This window comes from Aminobacter sp. MSH1 (genome assembly GCF_003071665.1).
GTDB classification, from domain to species: domain Bacteria; phylum Pseudomonadota; class Alphaproteobacteria; order Rhizobiales; family Rhizobiaceae; genus Aminobacter; species Aminobacter niigataensis.
Map to the genome: position 1 here is coordinate 101713 of NZ_CP026265.1, position 17099 is coordinate 118811.

At 64.8% G+C, this 17099-nt stretch carries 12 protein-coding genes and 1 pseudogene; 5 read left to right on the forward strand and 8 right to left on the reverse strand.

Features of this window, described 5'->3' with window-relative positions; all coding sequences use genetic code 11:
• Positions 1-148: 148 nt before the first annotated feature.
• The gene (locus tag CO731_RS00525) at positions 149-1519 is read right to left on the reverse strand and encodes a cytochrome P450 (RefSeq protein WP_108605473.1); all 1371 of its coding nucleotides are present in this window, start codon (positions 1517-1519) and stop codon (positions 149-151) included.
• Between the two features lie 282 nt (positions 1520-1801).
• Between CO731_RS00525 and CO731_RS00530 the strand changes: the two genes are divergently transcribed.
• Entirely contained in the window at positions 1802-2371 is a 570-nt protein-coding gene (locus tag CO731_RS00530) for an NADPH-dependent FMN reductase (protein ID WP_108605474.1), read from the forward strand.
• Between the two features lie 138 nt (positions 2372-2509).
• Entirely contained in the window at positions 2510-2944 is a 435-nt protein-coding gene (locus tag CO731_RS00535; protein ID WP_108605475.1) for a response regulator, read from the forward strand.
• Positions 2945-2965: 21 nt separating this feature from the next.
• On the opposite strand, the gene CO731_RS00540 is transcribed toward CO731_RS00535, so the two are convergent.
• Positions 2966-4801, reverse strand: coding sequence for a PAS domain-containing protein (locus tag CO731_RS00540; protein ID WP_159091508.1), 1836 nt, complete (start codon positions 4799-4801; stop codon positions 2966-2968).
• A gap of 378 nt (positions 4802-5179) precedes the next feature.
• Here CO731_RS00540 and gyrB point away from each other — a divergent pair, with 378 nt between their 5' ends.
• From gyrB to map, 3 genes are all read left to right on the forward strand, one after another.
• Positions 5180-7627 carry a DNA topoisomerase (ATP-hydrolyzing) subunit B gene (gene gyrB / locus CO731_RS00545; RefSeq protein WP_108605477.1) on the forward strand — a complete coding sequence of 816 codons (2448 nt, stop codon included), beginning with the start codon at positions 5180-5182 and terminating at the stop codon, positions 7625-7627.
• Positions 7628-7748: 121 nt separating this feature from the next.
• A complete protein-coding gene (locus tag CO731_RS00550) occupies positions 7749-7958 on the forward strand; it encodes a ParD-like family protein (protein WP_108605478.1) in 210 nt (69 codons plus the stop codon).
• Positions 7955-8731, forward strand: coding sequence for a type I methionyl aminopeptidase (map, locus tag CO731_RS00555; RefSeq protein WP_108605479.1), 777 nt, complete (start codon positions 7955-7957; stop codon positions 8729-8731). The genes CO731_RS00550 and map overlap by 4 nt, the downstream gene beginning before the upstream one ends.
• A 22-nt stretch (positions 8732-8753) precedes the next feature.
• Here the strand turns inward: map and CO731_RS00560 are convergent.
• The 6 genes and pseudogenes from CO731_RS00560 to CO731_RS00585 form a co-directional block, all read right to left on the reverse strand.
• A pseudogene (locus CO731_RS00560) lies at positions 8754-9445 on the reverse strand (response regulator transcription factor).
• Positions 9442-12165, reverse strand: a complete 2724-nt coding sequence (locus CO731_RS00565; RefSeq protein WP_108605480.1) for a sensor histidine kinase KdpD — start codon at positions 12163-12165, stop codon at positions 9442-9444. Before CO731_RS00565 ends, CO731_RS00560 begins: the two are co-directional and overlap by 4 nt.
• Positions 12166-12228: 63 nt before the next feature.
• On the reverse strand, positions 12229-12798 hold the full coding sequence (kdpC, locus tag CO731_RS00570; protein ID WP_108605481.1) for a potassium-transporting ATPase subunit KdpC: 570 nt from the start codon (positions 12796-12798) through the stop codon (positions 12229-12231).
• Between the two features lie 13 nt (positions 12799-12811).
• Complete coding sequence (kdpB, locus tag CO731_RS00575) at positions 12812-14884, reverse strand: potassium-transporting ATPase subunit KdpB (RefSeq protein ID WP_108605482.1); 2073 nt, start codon at positions 14882-14884, stop codon at positions 12812-12814.
• A 37-nt stretch (positions 14885-14921) separates the two neighbouring features.
• A complete protein-coding gene (gene kdpA, locus CO731_RS00580; RefSeq protein WP_108605483.1) occupies positions 14922-16625 on the reverse strand; it encodes a potassium-transporting ATPase subunit KdpA in 1704 nt (567 codons plus the stop codon).
• Between the two features lie 34 nt (positions 16626-16659).
• Positions 16660-16749 carry a K(+)-transporting ATPase subunit F gene (locus CO731_RS00585; protein WP_040456474.1) on the reverse strand — a complete coding sequence of 30 codons (90 nt, stop codon included), beginning with the start codon at positions 16747-16749 and terminating at the stop codon, positions 16660-16662.
• Between the last annotated feature and the right edge of the window lie 350 nt (positions 16750-17099).

The following is a 17099-nucleotide window of genomic DNA, read 5'->3' on the forward strand; positions in this document are numbered from 1 at the left end:
AGGGGGACCCTGAGGCGCGGTCGCCAGCGCTGATCTTTGACTGTCCTAGTGGCAACCGCGATGAAATCGTCCCCTCCCCCTTGTGGGGAGGGGTTAGGGGTGGGGGTGCTGACCGAAGATCGACCCTCGATCATGCAGACTGGGGCGCCTAGCGGCGGGTCACCCGCATTGGCAGGCCGCCCTGCGGCTGGGTGGTGAGTTTCTGTACCGGCCAGGGCTTGGTTTCGGCGACGGTGTCGAAGCGGAAGCGGGAGAGCAGAATGGCGAGGGCGATGATCGCCTCCTGCATGGCAAAGCTCATGCCGATGCAGACGCGCGGACCGGCGCCGAACGGCAGGTACTGGTAGCGGTCGATCTTGTCCCTGTTCTCGGGATGGAAGCGCTCTGGCATGAAGGCGTTGGGGCGGTCCCACAGCTTGCGGTGGCGGTGTACCGTCCAAGGCATGACCAGCACCTGGGCTTTCCTAGGGATTTTCAGCCCCTTGTAATCGTCGTCGGCGATGGGTTCGCGGTTGATCGAAGGCGCCGGCGGGTAGAGCCTGAGCGCTTCCTCGAAGACAGCGCGGGTGTAGGGCATGGCGTCCAGCCACTTCACCGGGTCGGGTTCGCGGGCCAGCACCTCGTCGATTTCCTGTTCGACGCGGTCGCGCTCCCAGGTAGCTTCGGCGAGGCAATAGATGGTCCAGCCAAGCGCGCGCGCCGTGGTCTCGTGGCCGGCGCCGATGAAGGTGATGATGTTGTCCTCGATCTCTTGTCGCGACAGTCCGTCCGGCCCTTCTGCGCGCAGCAACAGGGTGAGGAAATCCTGTGGCACGCCAGCGGGATCGCGGGCCAGCCTGTCGCTGCGCATCGCCACCGTGTCGGTGACGATCTTGCGGAAATAGGCCATGGTCTTGCGGCCGCGGATGCGGGTGATGCGTGGCAGCCATTCGGGTGCGCGCAACAGGTCGAGCGGATCGACCCGGCCCATGGTCTCGAACAGCCGGTCGATCTCATGGGCGAAGCTGCCGGCCTCGCCGGCGATCTCGCCCGAAAACAGCGTCTCGGCCAGGATCTCGTAGGTCAGCATGGTCATGTCCTGGGCGACATCGACCGTACCGGTGGCATCCTCGTAGCGTTTGACGAAATCGAGCGTGCGGGCGAGCATCGGCTGGGCGAAGCCGAAGATGTGACGCGGCGTGAAGACCGGCGCCATGGCCTTGCGCGAGCGCTTCCAGACGTCGCCTTCGGCGGTCAGCAGGCCGTCGCGCAGGATCGGCCTGAGGATCATCTGGCGCACGGTCGCCATCTTGTAGTTCTTGGCGTTGTCGACCAGCACGTGGCGGATGAGACCGGGATCGTTGGCGATGACCAGCGGGCCGCCGACGCCCGACACCGAAATCCACGGCTCGTTGTAGGAGGGCTCGCCCCACAGTTCGAGCGGGTTGCGGTAGACGATGCGCATCATCTCCAGCGTCGACGGCGGCTTGGTGCGCGGTATCGGCGCCGGCGGGACGAAGGGTTCCGGTCTGGTATCCATCAGATTTTCTGCCTCACCCGCCCAATGTAGGTGCGGCAGAGGCATGCGTCCATGCGACCGAGCCGCAAGATGACCCAGATGTGACATACAGCGCCGCGCGTCCCCTTGGACGCGCCAAAGGCGCTGTACCACCTTGTATCGGTGCATGATCCTTTCCGAAAATCGATTCCGATTTTCGGGGTCATGCACGGTTACCAAAAGGTGCCTTCTTGTCACTGGAGGGTCTAGGCGACTATCTCCCGCAGGTCACCATTTGATACCTGCCCACCAAGGACTGAAATCTTGAAACACCAGCTCAATGTCGTCGTGGCCAGCACCCGCCCCGGTCGCGTCGGCCCCGTTTTCGCCCGCTGGCTCGAAGCGTTTGCACGCGAGCACGGCAAGTTCGACCCCGTGATCACCGACATCGACGCCTTCGGGCTGCCGATCTTCGACGAACCCAAGCACCCGCGCCTCGGCCAGTACGAGAACGAGCACACCAGGCAGTGGTCCGAAGCGATCAAGCCCGCCGACGCCTTCGTCTTCGTGACGCCCGAGTACAACTACTTCGCCGCTCCGGCGCTGGTGAACGCCATCGACTATCTGTCCCGCGAATGGAACTACAAGCCGGCGAGCTTCCTGAGCTATGGTGGCGTTTCGGCCGGCCTGCGCGCCGTGCAGTCGGAAAAACTGCTGTTGACCTCGGTCAAGATCATGCCGATCCCCGAGGCAATCGCGATCCCGGCCTTCACCCAGCACCTCGACGAGAATGGCGAGTTCAAGTCGAACGCGCTGATCGACGACAGCGCCAAGACGATGCTCGAAGAGCTGTTCCGCTGGAGCGAAGCGCTGAAGCCGTTGCGTGCGGCCTGATCGAACCTTGTCGCCCGACCGAAAAGGCGGGCGACAAACTGCCGCTGCACCAGATTCCAGCAACTAGAATGCAACCTATTGCAGCCATGGTCGTTGGCCCCTCAGGTCAAAAGCCAACAGGAACCCACGTGTAGGAAAATGACGAACTGCAAAGTGATGGTGGTCGAGGACGAGATCTTCGTCGCCACCGAAATCGAAAGCGTACTCGAAGAACTGGGGCATCACCCCGTCGGCATCGCCATGGACGCCGCGGCGGCGCTCGACCTCGCGCATATGGCCGAGGTCGCGCTTGTCGACCTCAATCTCCGCGACGGACCGACAGGGTCGCATGTCGGGCGCGTCCTGGCCGAGCAGTTCGGGGTGACCGTGCTCTACATGACCGCCAATCCCTCGCAGTTGGGCGACGGTATTCCCGGCACGATCGGGGTGATGCCGAAACCTGTCATCGATGAGGAATTGCGGCAGGCGATCGCCTATGCGGTAGCGCGGCGCCATAGTCTCCCTGCCGAGCCACCGGTGCGGCTTAGGCTTTTCGCCGACAATTCAAACGTCCAGCTTACCGACGAACCCTGATAGAGGCACCGGCTGCCTGCATCAGCGGCGCAGTGTCGACGAACGGCTGAGCTGGCTCTTAGGCACGACTATCAACACCTCAAGGCCGTCTCGTTGCCAGTTGCGCTCGAGCTTGCCGCCGAGCTGGCCTTCGACGCTGAGCTTGACCAGGCGGCTACCAAAGCCTTCGGCTTGCGGGTCGCCTTCCAACGGCCGCCCGCCGGTCTCCTTCCAGACCAGGCGGTAATCGTCCCCGGATTCGGCCGAACTCAGCACGACCCGACCGCCGGGGCTGGCCAGCGCACCATATTTGGCAGCGTTGGTGGCGAGTTCGTGGATGAGCAGGGCCAGCGGCGTGGCCGCCGCATCGTCGATGATGGCATCGTCGCCTTCGAAGGCAAACCGGCCGGCATCGGCGCCGACATGCGGCGCGAGCAGAAGCGTAACCAGCGCCTGCAGCGACGAATTGTTGGCGATCGGACGGGAGGCCGCGCTGTGCGGCCTGACGAAATCATGCGCCTTGCCCATGGCGACGATGCGCTGGCGCAATTCGTCGGCTAGCGGCTTGAGATCGGGATAGGAACGCGCCGACAGGCCGATAATGCCGTTGAGGACCGAAAAGATGTTCTTGATGCGGTGGCTGAGCTCGTGCGCAACCACCTCGCGCTCCTCGGCGACCAGCTTTGTTTCGTGGATGTCGGTGCAGGTGCCGAACCAGCGGATGATATCACCGGCCTTGTTGCGGATTGGCAGGGCGCGTCCGAGGGTCCAGCGATACTCGCCGCTGTGGTGCCGCAGGCGGTACTCGATCTGGTAGGGCTCGCCCGTTGCCAGGCAGTGATGCCAGAGGTTCCAGGCCCGCTCCTGGTCGTCGGGATGGAACATGCCGTTCCAGCCGGCACCGTCGGTCGTCCCTTCCGCCATGCCGGTGAAATCGTACCAGCGGGCGTTGTAGTAGTCGTGATGGCCGTCGGGCCGCGTCGACCAGACCATCTGCGGCATGGTGTCGGCAAGCGTGCGGAAGCCGGCTTCGCTTGCCGCGAGCGCGGCCTCGAACGCCTTGCGCTCGGTGATGTCGATGACGACGCCGGGCAGGCGCTCGCCACCTTCCGCATCGCCGACCACCCGGCCGGTGGCCAATACCCAGCGCAACGCGCCGTCTGCACCTGGGAGGCGGTACTCGACGCTGAGTTCGCCGCGTTCGGCAATTGCCTGTTCGATGGCTTTCAGCACCCGGTCGCGGTCGGCTTCGTGGATCCGTTCAAGGAAGCGTGCCTGTGGAATGCCGCGCTCGGCATCGGCGACGTCGATATCGAACATCTGGGCGAAACGCGCATCGGCGGTGATCCAACGGCTGGAGATGTCCATGTCCCACGCGCCGACGATGCCCGAGGCCGCCAGCGCCAGCGACAACCGCTCCTCGCTGCGGGCAAGCGCCTTTTCGGCGCGGACACGCTTGGTCGTCTCGGCGAGGATGGCGAGTGCTGCAACCGCGCTGCCGTCGTCGTCCAGCAACGGACTGTAGTCGAGGTCGAGCCAGACGCGTTCGGGAAGGCCGTTGCGGCGGAACACGAACTCCTGGTCCTCGAAGGTCACGGTGTCGCCTTCGAGGACCTTCGTCCCGACGGCGCGGTTGAACTCCGCAACTTCCGGCCAGCTGTCGAAAACGGAGCTGCCCAAGCAGGCGGGATGTCGGCCCGCGGCGATCGGGGCGTAGGCGTCGTTGTAGATCATGATGCCTTCGCGTCCGACCATCAAACACATCGGCACCGCCGACGACAGCATGATGCGGACGCTCATGCGGATGACGGCCGGCCACGAGCTGATCGGGCCGAGCGGCGTGGCAGCCCAATCCAATGCGGCGATGCGGCCGTTCATCTCCCCCTCGAGGGTGGGGTGAAGACCCGCGGGATCAGCTCTTGACGGAAGGGTTGTTGGCATAGGGCGGGCGCAATTCTCAGTTAAAAAACGAGGGCCGTACGATGAAAACAAGTGGCGGCCGGCAGTTAGGATCACAAAACGACCGACATCAACAGACCTGCCGGCCAGAAGTTCCAAACAGGCGGCAATTCGAGGCGCAAGAACATCGCTCCATGGGCATGCCGGGAGCACCCCGGCGTGCGCCGTTATCCACGCCGAACAGGCCCGTAAAACTTGGAAAAACCACACTTAACCCCTATATCTGGGGATCAACGGACGTGCGATTCGGGGCCGATTCTGCCGCGTCCTCCTGCGGCAGTCAGACGAAAGTTTTTCATGAGCGACCAGTCCGAGAACCTTCCCGGCGCCGAGGCCGAGTACGGCGCAGATTCCATCAAGGTTTTGAAGGGGTTGGATGCGGTCCGCAAGCGTCCGGGCATGTATATCGGTGACACCGACGACGGCTCGGGCCTGCACCACATGGTCTACGAGGTCGTCGACAACGCCATCGACGAGGCGCTGGCCGGCCACGCGACACTGGTCACGGTCTCGCTCAATCCCGATGGTTCGGTGACCGTGACCGACAACGGCCGCGGCATTCCTACCGATATCCACACCGGCGAAGGCATCTCGGCGGCTGAGGTCATCATGACGCAGCTGCATGCCGGCGGTAAGTTCGACCAGAATTCCTACAAGGTTTCGGGCGGCCTGCATGGCGTCGGCGTGTCCGTCGTCAACGCGCTGTCGGTCTGGCTGAAGCTCAAGATCCGCCGCAAGGGCCAGATCCACGAGATGAGCTTCACGCATGGCAATGCCGATGCGCCGCTGAAGGTGACGGGCGTTGCCGGCGACGAGACCGGCACCGAGGTGACGTTCCTGCCCTCGTCCGAAACATTCACCATGACCGAATTCGACTTCGGCACGCTGGAGCACCGGCTGCGCGAGCTCGCCTTCCTGAATTCGGGTGTCCGCATCCTGTTGTCCGACAAGCGCCACGCCGACATCAAGAGCCAGGAACTGCTTTATGACGGCGGCCTGATCGAGTTCGTGAAGTATCTCGACCGTGCCAAGAAGCCGCTCATCGGCGCTCCGATCGCGATCAGGGCGGAGCGCGACGGCATCACCGTCGAGGTGGCGATGTGGTGGAACGACAGCTACCACGAGAACGTACTGGCCTTCACCAACAACATCCCGCAGCGCGACGGCGGCACCCATCTGGCCGGCTTCCGCGGCGCGCTGACGCGCCAGGTGACCGGCTACGCCGAAACCTCGGGTATCGCCAAGAAAGAAAAGGTATCGATTACCGCCGACGACACCCGCGAGGGCCTGACGGCAGTGCTTTCGGTCAAGGTTCCCGATCCGAAATTCTCGTCGCAGACCAAGGACAAGCTGGTTTCGTCGGAAGTCCGCCCGGTGGTGGAGAGCCTGGTCAACGAGGCGCTCGGCACCTGGTTCGAGGAACATCCGGCAGAGGCCAAGACGCTGATCGCCAAGGTGGTGGAAGCCGCCGCGGCACGCGAAGCCGCCCGCAAGGCGCGCGAGCTGACCCGCCGCAAGGGCGTGCTCGACATCACCTCGCTGCCCGGCAAGCTCGCCGACTGCCAGGAGCGCGATCCGGCCAAGTCGGAAATCTTCATCGTCGAGGGTGACTCCGCCGGCGGCTCGGCCAAGAGCGGACGCTCGCGCCAGAACCAGGCGATCCTGCCGCTGCGTGGCAAGATCCTCAACGTCGAGCGCGCGCGCTTCGACCGCATGCTGTCGTCGGAAATGATCGGCACGCTGATCACCGCGCTGGGCACCTCGATCGGCAAGGACGAGTTCAACGCCGACAAGCTGCGCTACCACAAGATCATCATCATGACCGACGCCGACGTCGACGGCGCCCACATCCGTACGCTGCTGTTGACGTTCTTCTTCCGCCAGATGCCGGAACTGATCGAGCGCGGGCACCTCTATATCGCCCAGCCGCCGCTCTACAAGGTGATGCGCGGCAAGAGTTCGCAGTACCTCAAGGACGAAAGTGCCTTCGAGGCCTATCTTGTCGACGTCGGCCTCGACGAGGCCTCGCTGACGCTGTCGTCGGGTGAAGTGCGGACCGGCCAGGACCTGCGCGCGGCGGTGGCAGACGCGCTCGGGGTGCGCACGCTGATCGACGGCCTGCACACCCGCTACTCGCGCCCGGTGGTCGAGCAGGCGGCGATTGCCGGCGCGCTCAATCCAGACATCTTCAACGACCTCGGCCGCGCCAAGGCGATGGCCGAAACGATCGCCCAGCGCCTCGACCTGATTTCGGAGGACATCGAGCGCGGCTGGACCGGCCACATCTCGACCGACAATGACGGCTCCGGCGGCTATGTGTTCGAACGCACGCTGCGCAGCGTCAAGGAGAGCGTGCATCTCGACATGGCGCTGATCAACTCGGCCGACGCGCGTGCGCTCGACCGCTATGCCGGTCGTCTCACCGAGCTTTATGCCCAGCCGCCAGTGCTGCGCCGCAAGGAAACCTCGGAAGCCCTGGCGGGACCGCTGGCGCTGCTGAACGCGGTGTTCGCTTCGGGCCGCAAGGGCCTGACCATGCAGCGCTACAAGGGCCTGGGCGAAATGAACGCGGAGCAGCTGTGGGAAACCACGCTCGATCCGAACGTGCGCTCACTGCTGCAGGTGAAGGTCAACGACGCCACCGACGCCGATGCGCTGTTCGCACGCCTGATGGGCGACGAGGTCGAACCGCGCCGCGACTTCATACAGGAGAACGCGCTGAGCGTGGCCAACCTGGACGTTTGACCGCAGATTTTTCCAAGCAGGCTCATTTCGCCCCCTTCGTTCAGCGGAGGGGGCGATCGTGTTTTCAGGGCTTGGCTTCTCCATATACGTTATGTATATGAATCGTATATGGAGAACCCCCATGGGCATTGTGAACATCGACGATGAGCTGCACGAGCAGCTGCGCCGGGCGAGCAAGGTGTCGTGCCGCTCGATCAACGCGCAGGCCGGCTTCTGGATCAAGGTCGGCATGCTGTGCGAGACCAATCCGACGCTGAGCTTCAACGAGATCATGGAGCGCGAGCTGATTTCCGCGGGCGTGTCGGCCCAGTCCCTGGCTGCGACCGCATGACCAAGCAGCCCGAGGAGCTGCTGTTGCTGGCCGAGTCCGGCAGGCTTCTGGCGTCTGTGTTCGCGCTTTTGGATCGCACCCCGCTCGAAGGGAGGTCGACGCTCGAGATCAACGACATGGTCGAGCGTTTCATCGTCGACGACCTGCAGGCCCGCCCTGCGAGCAAGGGCCAGTACGGCTATGGCTTCGTGCTGAATTCGTCGATCAACGAGGTGGTCTGCCACGGCATTCCGTCGCAATCGGACGTGCTCAAGAACGGCGACATCATCAATCTCGACATCACGCTGGAGAAGAACGGCTACATCGCCGATTCCAGCAAGACCTATCTCGTCGGCGAGGTGCACCCGGCCGCCCGGAGGCTGGTCGAGATCACCCAAGAGGCGCTGTGGCAGGGCATCAGGGCGGTTCGCCCCGGCGCCACGCTCGGGGACATCGGCTGGGCGATCGAACGTCATGCCAAGCGCAACGGCTATTCGGTGGTGCGCGACTTTTGCGGCCACGGCATTGGCCGGGAGATGCACGAGAAGCCCGAGGTCCTGCACTACGGCAAGCCGGGCACCGGGCTCACGCTGCGCGAGGGCATGGTGTTCACCATCGAGCCGATGCTCAATCGCGGCCGGCGCAGCGTGCGGACCGAGGACGACGGCTGGACCGTGGTGACGCGGGACGGGTCGCTTTCAGCGCAGTTCGAGCACACGGTTGCGGTGACGGCGTCAGGCGTGTCGGTGCTAACGCTGCGGCCCGACGAAATGCAGCGTTCGGCTTTGCCCTGACGGCGGAGCCCTCGCCGTTGCCTCAATCGGCCTCGCGCAGCCGGTAGCCGACACCGGTCTCGGTGGTGATGAATTGCGGCTCGTCGGGGGTCTTTTCGATCTTCTGGCGCAGTTGCCGGACATAGACCCTGAGATACTGCACGTCGGCCGAACCGCCCCAGACGTGTTCGAGCAGGAAGCGGTGAGTCAAAACCTTGCCGGCGTGCTGCACGAGCACGCGCAGGATGTCGTATTCCTTGGGCGACAGCTTCACCTCCTGCCCGGCCAGCCTGACGATGCGCTTGACCAGGTCGACCGACAACTCGCCGGTCTGGAACACCGGCTTTTCGCCCTGCTGCTGCAACCGGTGTCGAAGCGCGGTGCGGATGCGGGCGGCAAGCTCGTTCATGCCGAAGGTTTCGAGACATAGTCATCGGCGCCGAGTTCCAGCGCCTTGACGATGCCGGCCTCGTCGGTGCGGCTCGACAGGATGATGACGGGCACCGCAAGCCCCTCCGCCCGCCATGCGGCGAGTAGGTCGTGGCCGGCCATATCGGGCAAGCCGAGATCGAGCAGGATGAGATCCGGCTTTTCCTCCTTGACCAACGCCATCGCCGTCTTGCCATTCGGCGCCTCGCTGATGGCATAGCCTTGGGTACCGAGGCCGACGCGCAACAGCTTGCGGATCGGCGGCTCGTCATCGACGATCAGGATTTTCACCGAAGCGCTGGTCATGCAATTCCATCCATGTTCGGTCCGTCCAGGCTTGGCCGCTCGGCCGGCACCGGCATGGTGATGGTGAAGACCGCGCCGGGGCGATCGGCCCTGTTGGAGGCAACGATGGTGCCGCCCATCGCCTCGACGAAACCACGGCAGATCGACAGGCCAAGCCCGGTGCCGGCGCGGACGTGGTCGCCCTTGCGGACGCGGTAGAACGTATCGAAAATGCGTTCGAGATCCGCCTGCGGGATGCCGGGGCCTTCATCCATCATCTGGATCGCGACCGAAGTGCCATCGGCCCAGCCGCGGATGCGGATCAGCGAACCCTCTGGGGCATATTTCGCGGCATTGTCGAGCAGGTTGAACAGCACCTGTTCGAACAGCACCGGGTCGAGCTTCAGCATCGGCAAATCGGCTGGCATGTCGACTTCGGTCTTGTGCTGGGCGGTGATCTTGGCAGCGCGGCGCAAGGCCGAACCGACGATGTCGCCGGCATAGTGCAGCGCGTAGTTGGGCTCCATGGCGCCCGACTCGAGCTTGGTCATGTCGAGCAGGTTGGCGATGAATCGATTGAGACGTTCTGACTCGTCGAGCACGGTCGTGACGAGCTCCGCCCTGCCCTCCTCCGGCAACGAGGTGCCGAACTCGCGCAGCGCGCCTGCCGCGCCCATGATACCGGCGAGCGGCGTCTTGAGGTCGTGCGAGATCGAGGTGAGCAGCGCCGAGCGCAGCCGGTCGGCCTCGACGGCGAGCCGGGCGCGATCGACATCGGCGACGAGCTGGATGCGCTCGATGGCAACCGCTGCCTGGTCGGCCAGCGCGTCGAACAGACGCTGCTGTTCCGGCGTCAGCAACGGACCCTGGCGGTCGTTGTCGAGACCGACGACACCGACCGCCATGCGCCCGGTACGCAGCGGCAAATAGAGGCGCTTGGCGCCCGGCAAGGTGTCGGCGCCACGGCCGGCGGCGCGGTTGTGCTCCCAGGCCCATTTGGCTGCGGCGATGTCGGCATCGACGAGCGTATCGTCGGGCGGATAGCCGGCCTTGACGGCGATGCTGCCTTCCTCGGGCAGGAGCAGGACGACACGGACCTTGAGCATCGAGGCGATCTGGAAGGCGGTGGCCCAGAGCACGTCGTCGAGCGTGCCTGTGCCGGCGAGCTTCTTTGCGAAAAGGTAGAGGTCCTCGGTCATGCGCGCACGTTCACGCGCGGCGGCGGCCTGGCGCTGGACGCGGCCGGTCAGGTTGGAGGCGATGACAGCGACAATGAGGAAAAACAGGAATGCGACCACGCTCTCGGGATCGCCGATGTCGAGCGTGTAGAGCGGCGTCAGGAAGAAGAAGTTGTAGGTGCCAGCGCTGAGCAGCGAGGCAAACAGCGCCGGCCACAGACCGAGCGTCACAGCAGAGGTCAGCACCGCCATCAGAAAAACGAGTGCAATGGAACGGACGTCGAGGAACTGGTCGAGCAGGAAGCCGACCACGAGCGCGCCGGTGACATGCAGCGTCGCGATGAAGTAGGGCCACAGGTCGAAGCTGCGGCGCGGGGCGGCGGTCTTGACGCCCTGCGAGGCGAGGGCCGCATCCTGATCCGTGCCCGAGGCGACGTGGACGGAGATGTTGCCGGCCTGGCGGATCAGGTCGTGGGTGACCGAGCCCTCGAAATATTCGCGCCAGCGCGACTTGCCCGGCCTGCCAACGACGATGTGGGTGAAGTTGTGGGTGCCGGCATGGCGGACAATGTCTTCGGCGACTGCCTGGCCGGGAATGGTGACCGCCTCGCCGCCGAGCTGTTCGGCAAGGCGCATGGTGGCGGCGAGCCGGTCCTTGTCGGCATCGGGCAGGTTAGCCGAGCGCGACGTCTCGACATGGAGGGCGGCCCAGGGACAGCGCAGGCGATCGGCCTGGCGGCGGGCGTAACGAACAAGCGAAGCGCTGCGCGGGTGCTCGTCGACGGCAACCAGCACGCGGTCGCCGGCGGCCCACGGTCCTTCGATGGCGTGGGCCTGCATGTGGGTGAGCAACTGCTCGTCGACACGCTGGGCGGTGCGGCGCAACGCGAGTTCGCGCAGTGCCGTCAGGTTGCCGGGCGAGAAGTAGTTCTCGATGGCGCGGCGCGCCGTGGTCGGGACATAGACCTTACCTTCGTGCAGGCGCTTGATCAGGTCGTCGGGCGTGAGGTCGATGATCTCGACATCGTCGGCGCGGTCGATAATCAGGTCAGGCACCGTCTCGCGCACGGTGACGCGGGTGATCTGGGCGACGATGTCGTTGAGGCTCTCGACATGCTGGATGTTGAGCGTGGTGTAGACGTCGATGCCCCGGCCGAGGATTTCCTGGACGTCGAGGTAGCGCTTGGGATGGCGGCTGCCGGGGGCATTTGTATGCGCCAGTTCGTCGACCAGCACCAACGCCGGGTGGCGGGCGATGATGGCGTCGAGGTCCATTTCCTCGAGGGAGCGGCCCTTGTAGTCGACCGCCTTGCGCGGGACGATCTCGAAGCCCTCGACCAGCGCCAGGGTTTCCCTGCGGCCGTGGGTCTCGACGACGCCGATGACGACGTCGGTGCCATCGGCAAGCCGGGCGCGGCCCGACATCAGCATCTCGTAGGTCTTGCCGACACCAGGTGCGGCGCCAAGGAATATCTTGAGACGGCCGCGTCCTTCACGCTCGGCTGTCTCCAGCAGCGCGTCCGGCGAAGGCCTGCCTTCCTTGTCTCTGATGTCGTCTGGCATCTATTCTTTGTATCGCTATGCGCGCCGGAGTTCTTACAGTGTTAGAACTCCGGCGCGACCTTGTCAGGGCGCAATCGCAGCGTCGAGCGCCAAATTCAACTTGAGCACATTGACCACCGGCTCACCCATGAAGCCCAGCTCGCGGCCCTCCACATGCTGGTTGACGAGGTTGCGGACGAAGGCCGCATCGGCGCCCCGCGCCTTGGCGACGCGGGCAAGCTGGAAATAGGCCGCCTCCGGCGAGATGTGCGGATCGAGGCCGCTGCCCGAGGTGGTGACCATCTCGATGGGCACCGGTACGCCGGGATCGGTCTGCTTCAGCTTTTCGGCCTCGGCCTTGATGCGGTCGATCAGCTTGGCGCTGGTCGGTCCGAGGTTCGAACCGGATGAGGCGGCGGCATTGTAGCCGTCGCCGGCGGCCGAGGGGCGACCATGGAAGTAGCGCTCGCCGACGAAGGCCTGGCCGATCAGCTCGGAGCCTATCACCGCGCCATCCTTTTCGATCAGGCTGCCATTGGCCTGCCTGGGGAACAGCGCCTGGGCGATGCCGGTCATGCCGAGCGGATAGGCAAGGCCGGTGATGGCGGTCAGCGCCAGGATCATGACGAGCGCGGGTCTGATTTGCTTCAACATGAAGACTATCCTTTTACACGAGGCCGATAGCGGTGATCGCCATGTCGATGGCCTTGATGCCGATGAAGGGCACGACGATGCCGCCGAGGCCGTAGACCAGCATGTTGCGGCGGAGCAGGGCTGCGGCACCGACGGCGCGGTATTTCACGCCGCGCAGCGACAGCGGGATGAGCGCGACGATGATCAGTGCGTTGAAGATGATGGCCGACAGGATGGCACTCTGCGGGGTGGTAAGCCCCATGATGTTGAGCGCGCCGAGCTGCGGGTAGAAGGCCAGGAACATCGCCGGAATGATGGCGAAATACTTGGCGATGTCGTTGGCGATCGAAAAGGTAGTGAGAGCGCCGCGGGTCATCAGCAGCTGCTTGCCGATCTCGACGATCTCGATGAGCTTGGTCGGGTCCGAGTCAAGGTCGACCATGTTGCCGGCCTCGCGCGCAGCGACCGTGCCGGTGTTCATGGCCACGCCAACGTCGGCCTGGGCGAGCGCAGGCGCGTCGTTGGTGCCGTCGCCGCACATCGCCACCAGCTTGCCCTTGGCCTGTTCCTCGCGGATCAGGCTGAGCTTGTTCTCAGGCGTCGCCTGGGCGAGGAAGTCGTCGACGCCGGCCTCGGCGGCAATGGCGGCAGCCGTCATCGGGTTGTCGCCGGTGATCATGACGGTGCGGATGCCCATGCGGCGCAGCTCGGTGAAGCGTTCCTTGATGCCGCCCTTGACGATGTCCTTGAGGTAGATGACGCCGAGCAGGCGCGCATCGCGGACGACGGCCAGCGGCGTGCCGCCGAGCTTGGCGATCTCGTCCGAGATCGCCCGGATGTTGCGCACCGCCTCGCTATCGGCCGGCGTGCCGGAAGCCGATGCCGCGATCGACTTCACATGGGCGAGCACCGAATCCACCGCGCCCTTGCGGATGGAGGAGCCGTCGAAATCGACGCCGCTCATCCGGCTCTGGGCAGTGAAGGGCACGAAATGCGCGTGCAGCGAGCCCATGTCGCGGGCGCGGATGCCATAACGCTCCTTGGCCAGCACGACGATGGAGCGACCCTCGGGGGTCTCGTCGGCGAGCGAGGCGAGCTGGGCGGCATCTGCCAGTTCCTGCTCGGTGACGCCCTTGACCGGGCGGAACTCGGTGGCCTGGCGGTTGCCGAGGGTGATGGTGCCGGTCTTGTCGAGCAGCAGCGTATCGACGTCGCCTGCGGCCTCGACGGCGCGGCCCGACATGGCCAGCACGTTGAAGCGGACGAGACGGTCCATGCCGGCGATGCCGATGGCCGACAGCAGCGCGCCGATGGTGGTGGGGATCAGCGTGACGAACAGCGCGACCAGCACGATGACCGGGATGTAGCCGCCGGCATAGGTGGCAAAGCTCGGGATGGTGGCGACGGCGAGCACGAAGATCAGCGTCATGCCGGCGAGCAGGATGTTGAGCGCGATTTCGTTCGGCGTCTTCTGGCGCTCGGCGCCCTCCACCAGCGAGATCATGCGGTCGAGGAAGGTCGAGCCGGCAGCCGCCGTGATGCGTACGCGAATCCAGTCGGACAGTACCTGGGTGCCGCCTGTCACTGCCGAGCGGTCGCCGCCGGACTCGCGGATCACGGGGGCCGACTCGCCGGTGATGGCGGCTTCGTTGACGGAGGCGACACCTTCGATGACTTCGCCATCGGAGGGGATGATGTCGCCGGCTTCGACCAGGACGACCTGGCCGACCTTGAGGGCCGTTCCCGGCACCATCTTCCAGGCAGTGCGGTTGTCGCCCTCGAGCAGCTTGGCCTGGGTCTCGGTGCGCGCCTTGCGCAGCGAGTCGGCCTGGGCCTTGCCGCGGCCTTCGGCAACAGCCTCGGCGAAGTTGGCGAACAGCACGGTGAACCAGAGCCACAGGATGATCTGGAACGAGAAACCGAGGCCGCTGGCGCCGGTGGCCAGGTCCTTGAGGAACAGCACGGTGGTCAGCGCCGTAACGACGGCGACGACGAACATGACCGGGTTCCGGGCAAGGCTGCGCGGGTCGAGCTTCCTGAAGGCATCGCCGATCGCCGGGAGAAGGATACGAGCGTCGAGCAGGCTCGCGGATTTGTGGGTGCTCATGTGAGAGACTCCAATTCTTTCGTTTTGCGGCGCTGCATCAGAAGGTCTGGCCAACGATCATGGCGAGGTGCTCGACGATCGGGCCGACGGCGAGCGCCGGGAAGAAGGTCAGGCCGCCGACGATCAGGATGACGCCGGCGAGCAGGCCGACGAACAGCGTGCTGTCGGTCGGGAAGGTGCCGGCCGAGGCGGGAACGGTCTTCTTGGCGACCAGCGAGCCGGCAATGGCAAGTGCCGGGATGATGACCAGGAAGCGGCCCATCAGCATGGCGAGGCCGATGGTGATGTTGTACCAGGGCGTGTTGCCGGTGAGGCCGCCGAAGGCCGAGCCATTGTTGGCCGCGCCCGAGGTGTAGGCATAGAGGATCTCGGAGAAACCGTGCGGACCGGGCGTGCCGACCGAGGCGACGGCACTGGGGATCAGCACGGCGATGGCCGTGAAGCCGAGCATGGCGAGCGGCAGGCACAGGATGGCGAGCACGGCCATCTTGACCTCCTTGGCCTCGATCTTCTTGCCGAGATACTCCGGCGTGCGGCCAACCATCAGGCCGGCGACGAAGATGGCGATGATGACGAACATCAGGATGCCGTAGAAGCCTGCGCCGACGCCGCCGACGATGACTTCGCCGAGCTCCATGTTGATGAGCGGGATCATGCCGCCAAGTGCTGTGAAGGAGCCGTGCATGGCGTTGACCGCGCCGCAGGAGGCAGCGGTGGTGACGACGGCGAAGAGCGACGACAGGACGATGCCGAAACGGACTTCCTTGCCTTCCATGTTGCCGCCATCGATGCCCAAGGCATGGACGAGCGGGTTGCCGGCGGCCTCGGCCCAGTAGGTGACGGCGACGCCGGCGACGAACAGGATGCCCATGGTGGCGAGGATCGCCCAGCCCTGGCGCTGGTTGCCGACCATGCGGCCGAAGACGTTGGTAAGGGCCGCACCCAGCGCGAAAATCGAAACCATCTGGATGAAGTTGGAGATGGCGTCGGGGTTTTCGAACGGATGCGCCGAGTTGGCGTTGAAGAAGCCGCCGCCATTGGTGCCGAGCATCTTGATGGCGAGCTGCGAGGCGACCGGGCCGACGGCGATGGACTGCTGGGCGCCCTCGACCGTGGTGGCCGCGACGTAGGCGCCGATCGTCTGCGGCACGCCGAGCCAGACATAGGCGAGCGTCAGCGCGATGCACAGCGGCAGGAGCACGTAGAGCGTGGCGCGGGTCAGATCGACCCAGAAATTGCCGATCGACTTGCCCGAGGCGCGGGCGAAGCCGCGGATCAGCGCCATGCCGATGGCGATGCCGGTGGCCGCCGAGACGAAATTCTGCACCGTCAGGCCTGCCATCTGCACCAGGTAGGACATGGTGCTTTCGCCGCCATAGTTCTGCCAGTTGGTGTTGGTGACGAAGCTGACGGCGGTGTTGAACGAGAGTTCAGGCGGCACCGCGCCCATGGCCGCCGGGTTGAACGGCAGGTCGCCCTGCACGCGCTGCAACAGGTAGAGCAGCAGGAAACCGGCAACGTTGAAGGCGAGCATGGCCGCGGCATAGCCGGTCCAGTGCTGGTCCTCGCGCTCGCTGGTGCCGGCAAGGCCGTAGAGCAGGCGCTCGACCGGGACGAGGACGGGGGTGAGGAAAGTGCGCTCGCCGCTGAAGACGCGGTACATGTAACCGCCGAGCGGCTTCACGAGCAAAACGACGACCCCGCAAAATACGAGGATCTGTAGCCAGCCATTGATGGTCATGAGAAAAGCTTTCCGAACATGCGCGGGACGGTCTTCAGAACCGTTCGGGGCGGATGAGCGCGTAGGTCAGGTAGGCGAGCAGGAACACGGTCACTGCGCCGCCGAGGATGTAATCGAACAACATCGGACGCTCCTTCAGAGGATGTCGCAGGCTTTGACGTAGGCGAAGCACATGGCGAAGAAGAAGACGCCTATGGCGAGTACAAAGATGTCCATCTCCGGAATCCTTTCCTGAAATCGTCCCGGCAGGCCGGGCGTTGGGTCGATGCACGGCGCGACGACGCCAGCGGTGCGGGCGTCGTCGGCAGAGCTGTCGATGTCAGGGGGAATCTGGGGCAGAACCGCATTAAGGTTCGAGAGAGCGGCGCACTGAAAGAAATAGGAATTTCATAAAGAAAACGGCCCCAAGGCGGATGCCTGGGGCCGTTTTCTGTGGTCACAGCATGGATTGCCGCATCAGTAGAGCGGCAAGCA

Bases quoted from the DNA above. Each gene is read 5' to 3' on its own strand.
- map (WP_108605479.1), top strand. From the start codon at position 7,955: ATGACCAAGCAGCCCGAGGAGCTGCTGTTGCTGGCCGAGTCCGGCAGG.
- CO731_RS00540 (WP_159091508.1), bottom strand. From the start codon at position 4,801: ATGAACGGCCGCATCGCCGCATTGGATTGGGCTGCCACGCCGCTCGGC.
- CO731_RS00565 (WP_108605480.1), bottom strand. From the start codon at position 12,165: ATGCCAGACGACATCAGAGACAAGGAAGGCAGGCCTTCGCCGGACGCG.
- kdpB (WP_108605482.1), bottom strand. From the start codon at position 14,884: ATGAGCACCCACAAATCCGCGAGCCTGCTCGACGCTCGTATCCTTCTC.
- CO731_RS00585 (WP_040456474.1), bottom strand. From the start codon at position 16,749: ATGTTGTTCGATTACATCCTCGGCGGCGCAGTGACCGTGTTCCTGCTC.
- CO731_RS00525 (WP_108605473.1), bottom strand. From the start codon at position 1,519: ATGGATACCAGACCGGAACCCTTCGTCCCGCCGGCGCCGATACCGCGC.
- gyrB (WP_108605477.1), top strand. From the start codon at position 5,180: ATGAGCGACCAGTCCGAGAACCTTCCCGGCGCCGAGGCCGAGTACGGC.
- CO731_RS00550 (WP_108605478.1), top strand. From the start codon at position 7,749: ATGGGCATTGTGAACATCGACGATGAGCTGCACGAGCAGCTGCGCCGG.
- kdpC (WP_108605481.1), bottom strand. From the start codon at position 12,798: ATGTTGAAGCAAATCAGACCCGCGCTCGTCATGATCCTGGCGCTGACC.
- CO731_RS00535 (WP_108605475.1), top strand. From the start codon at position 2,510: ATGACGAACTGCAAAGTGATGGTGGTCGAGGACGAGATCTTCGTCGCC.
- kdpA (WP_108605483.1), bottom strand. From the start codon at position 16,625: ATGACCATCAATGGCTGGCTACAGATCCTCGTATTTTGCGGGGTCGTC.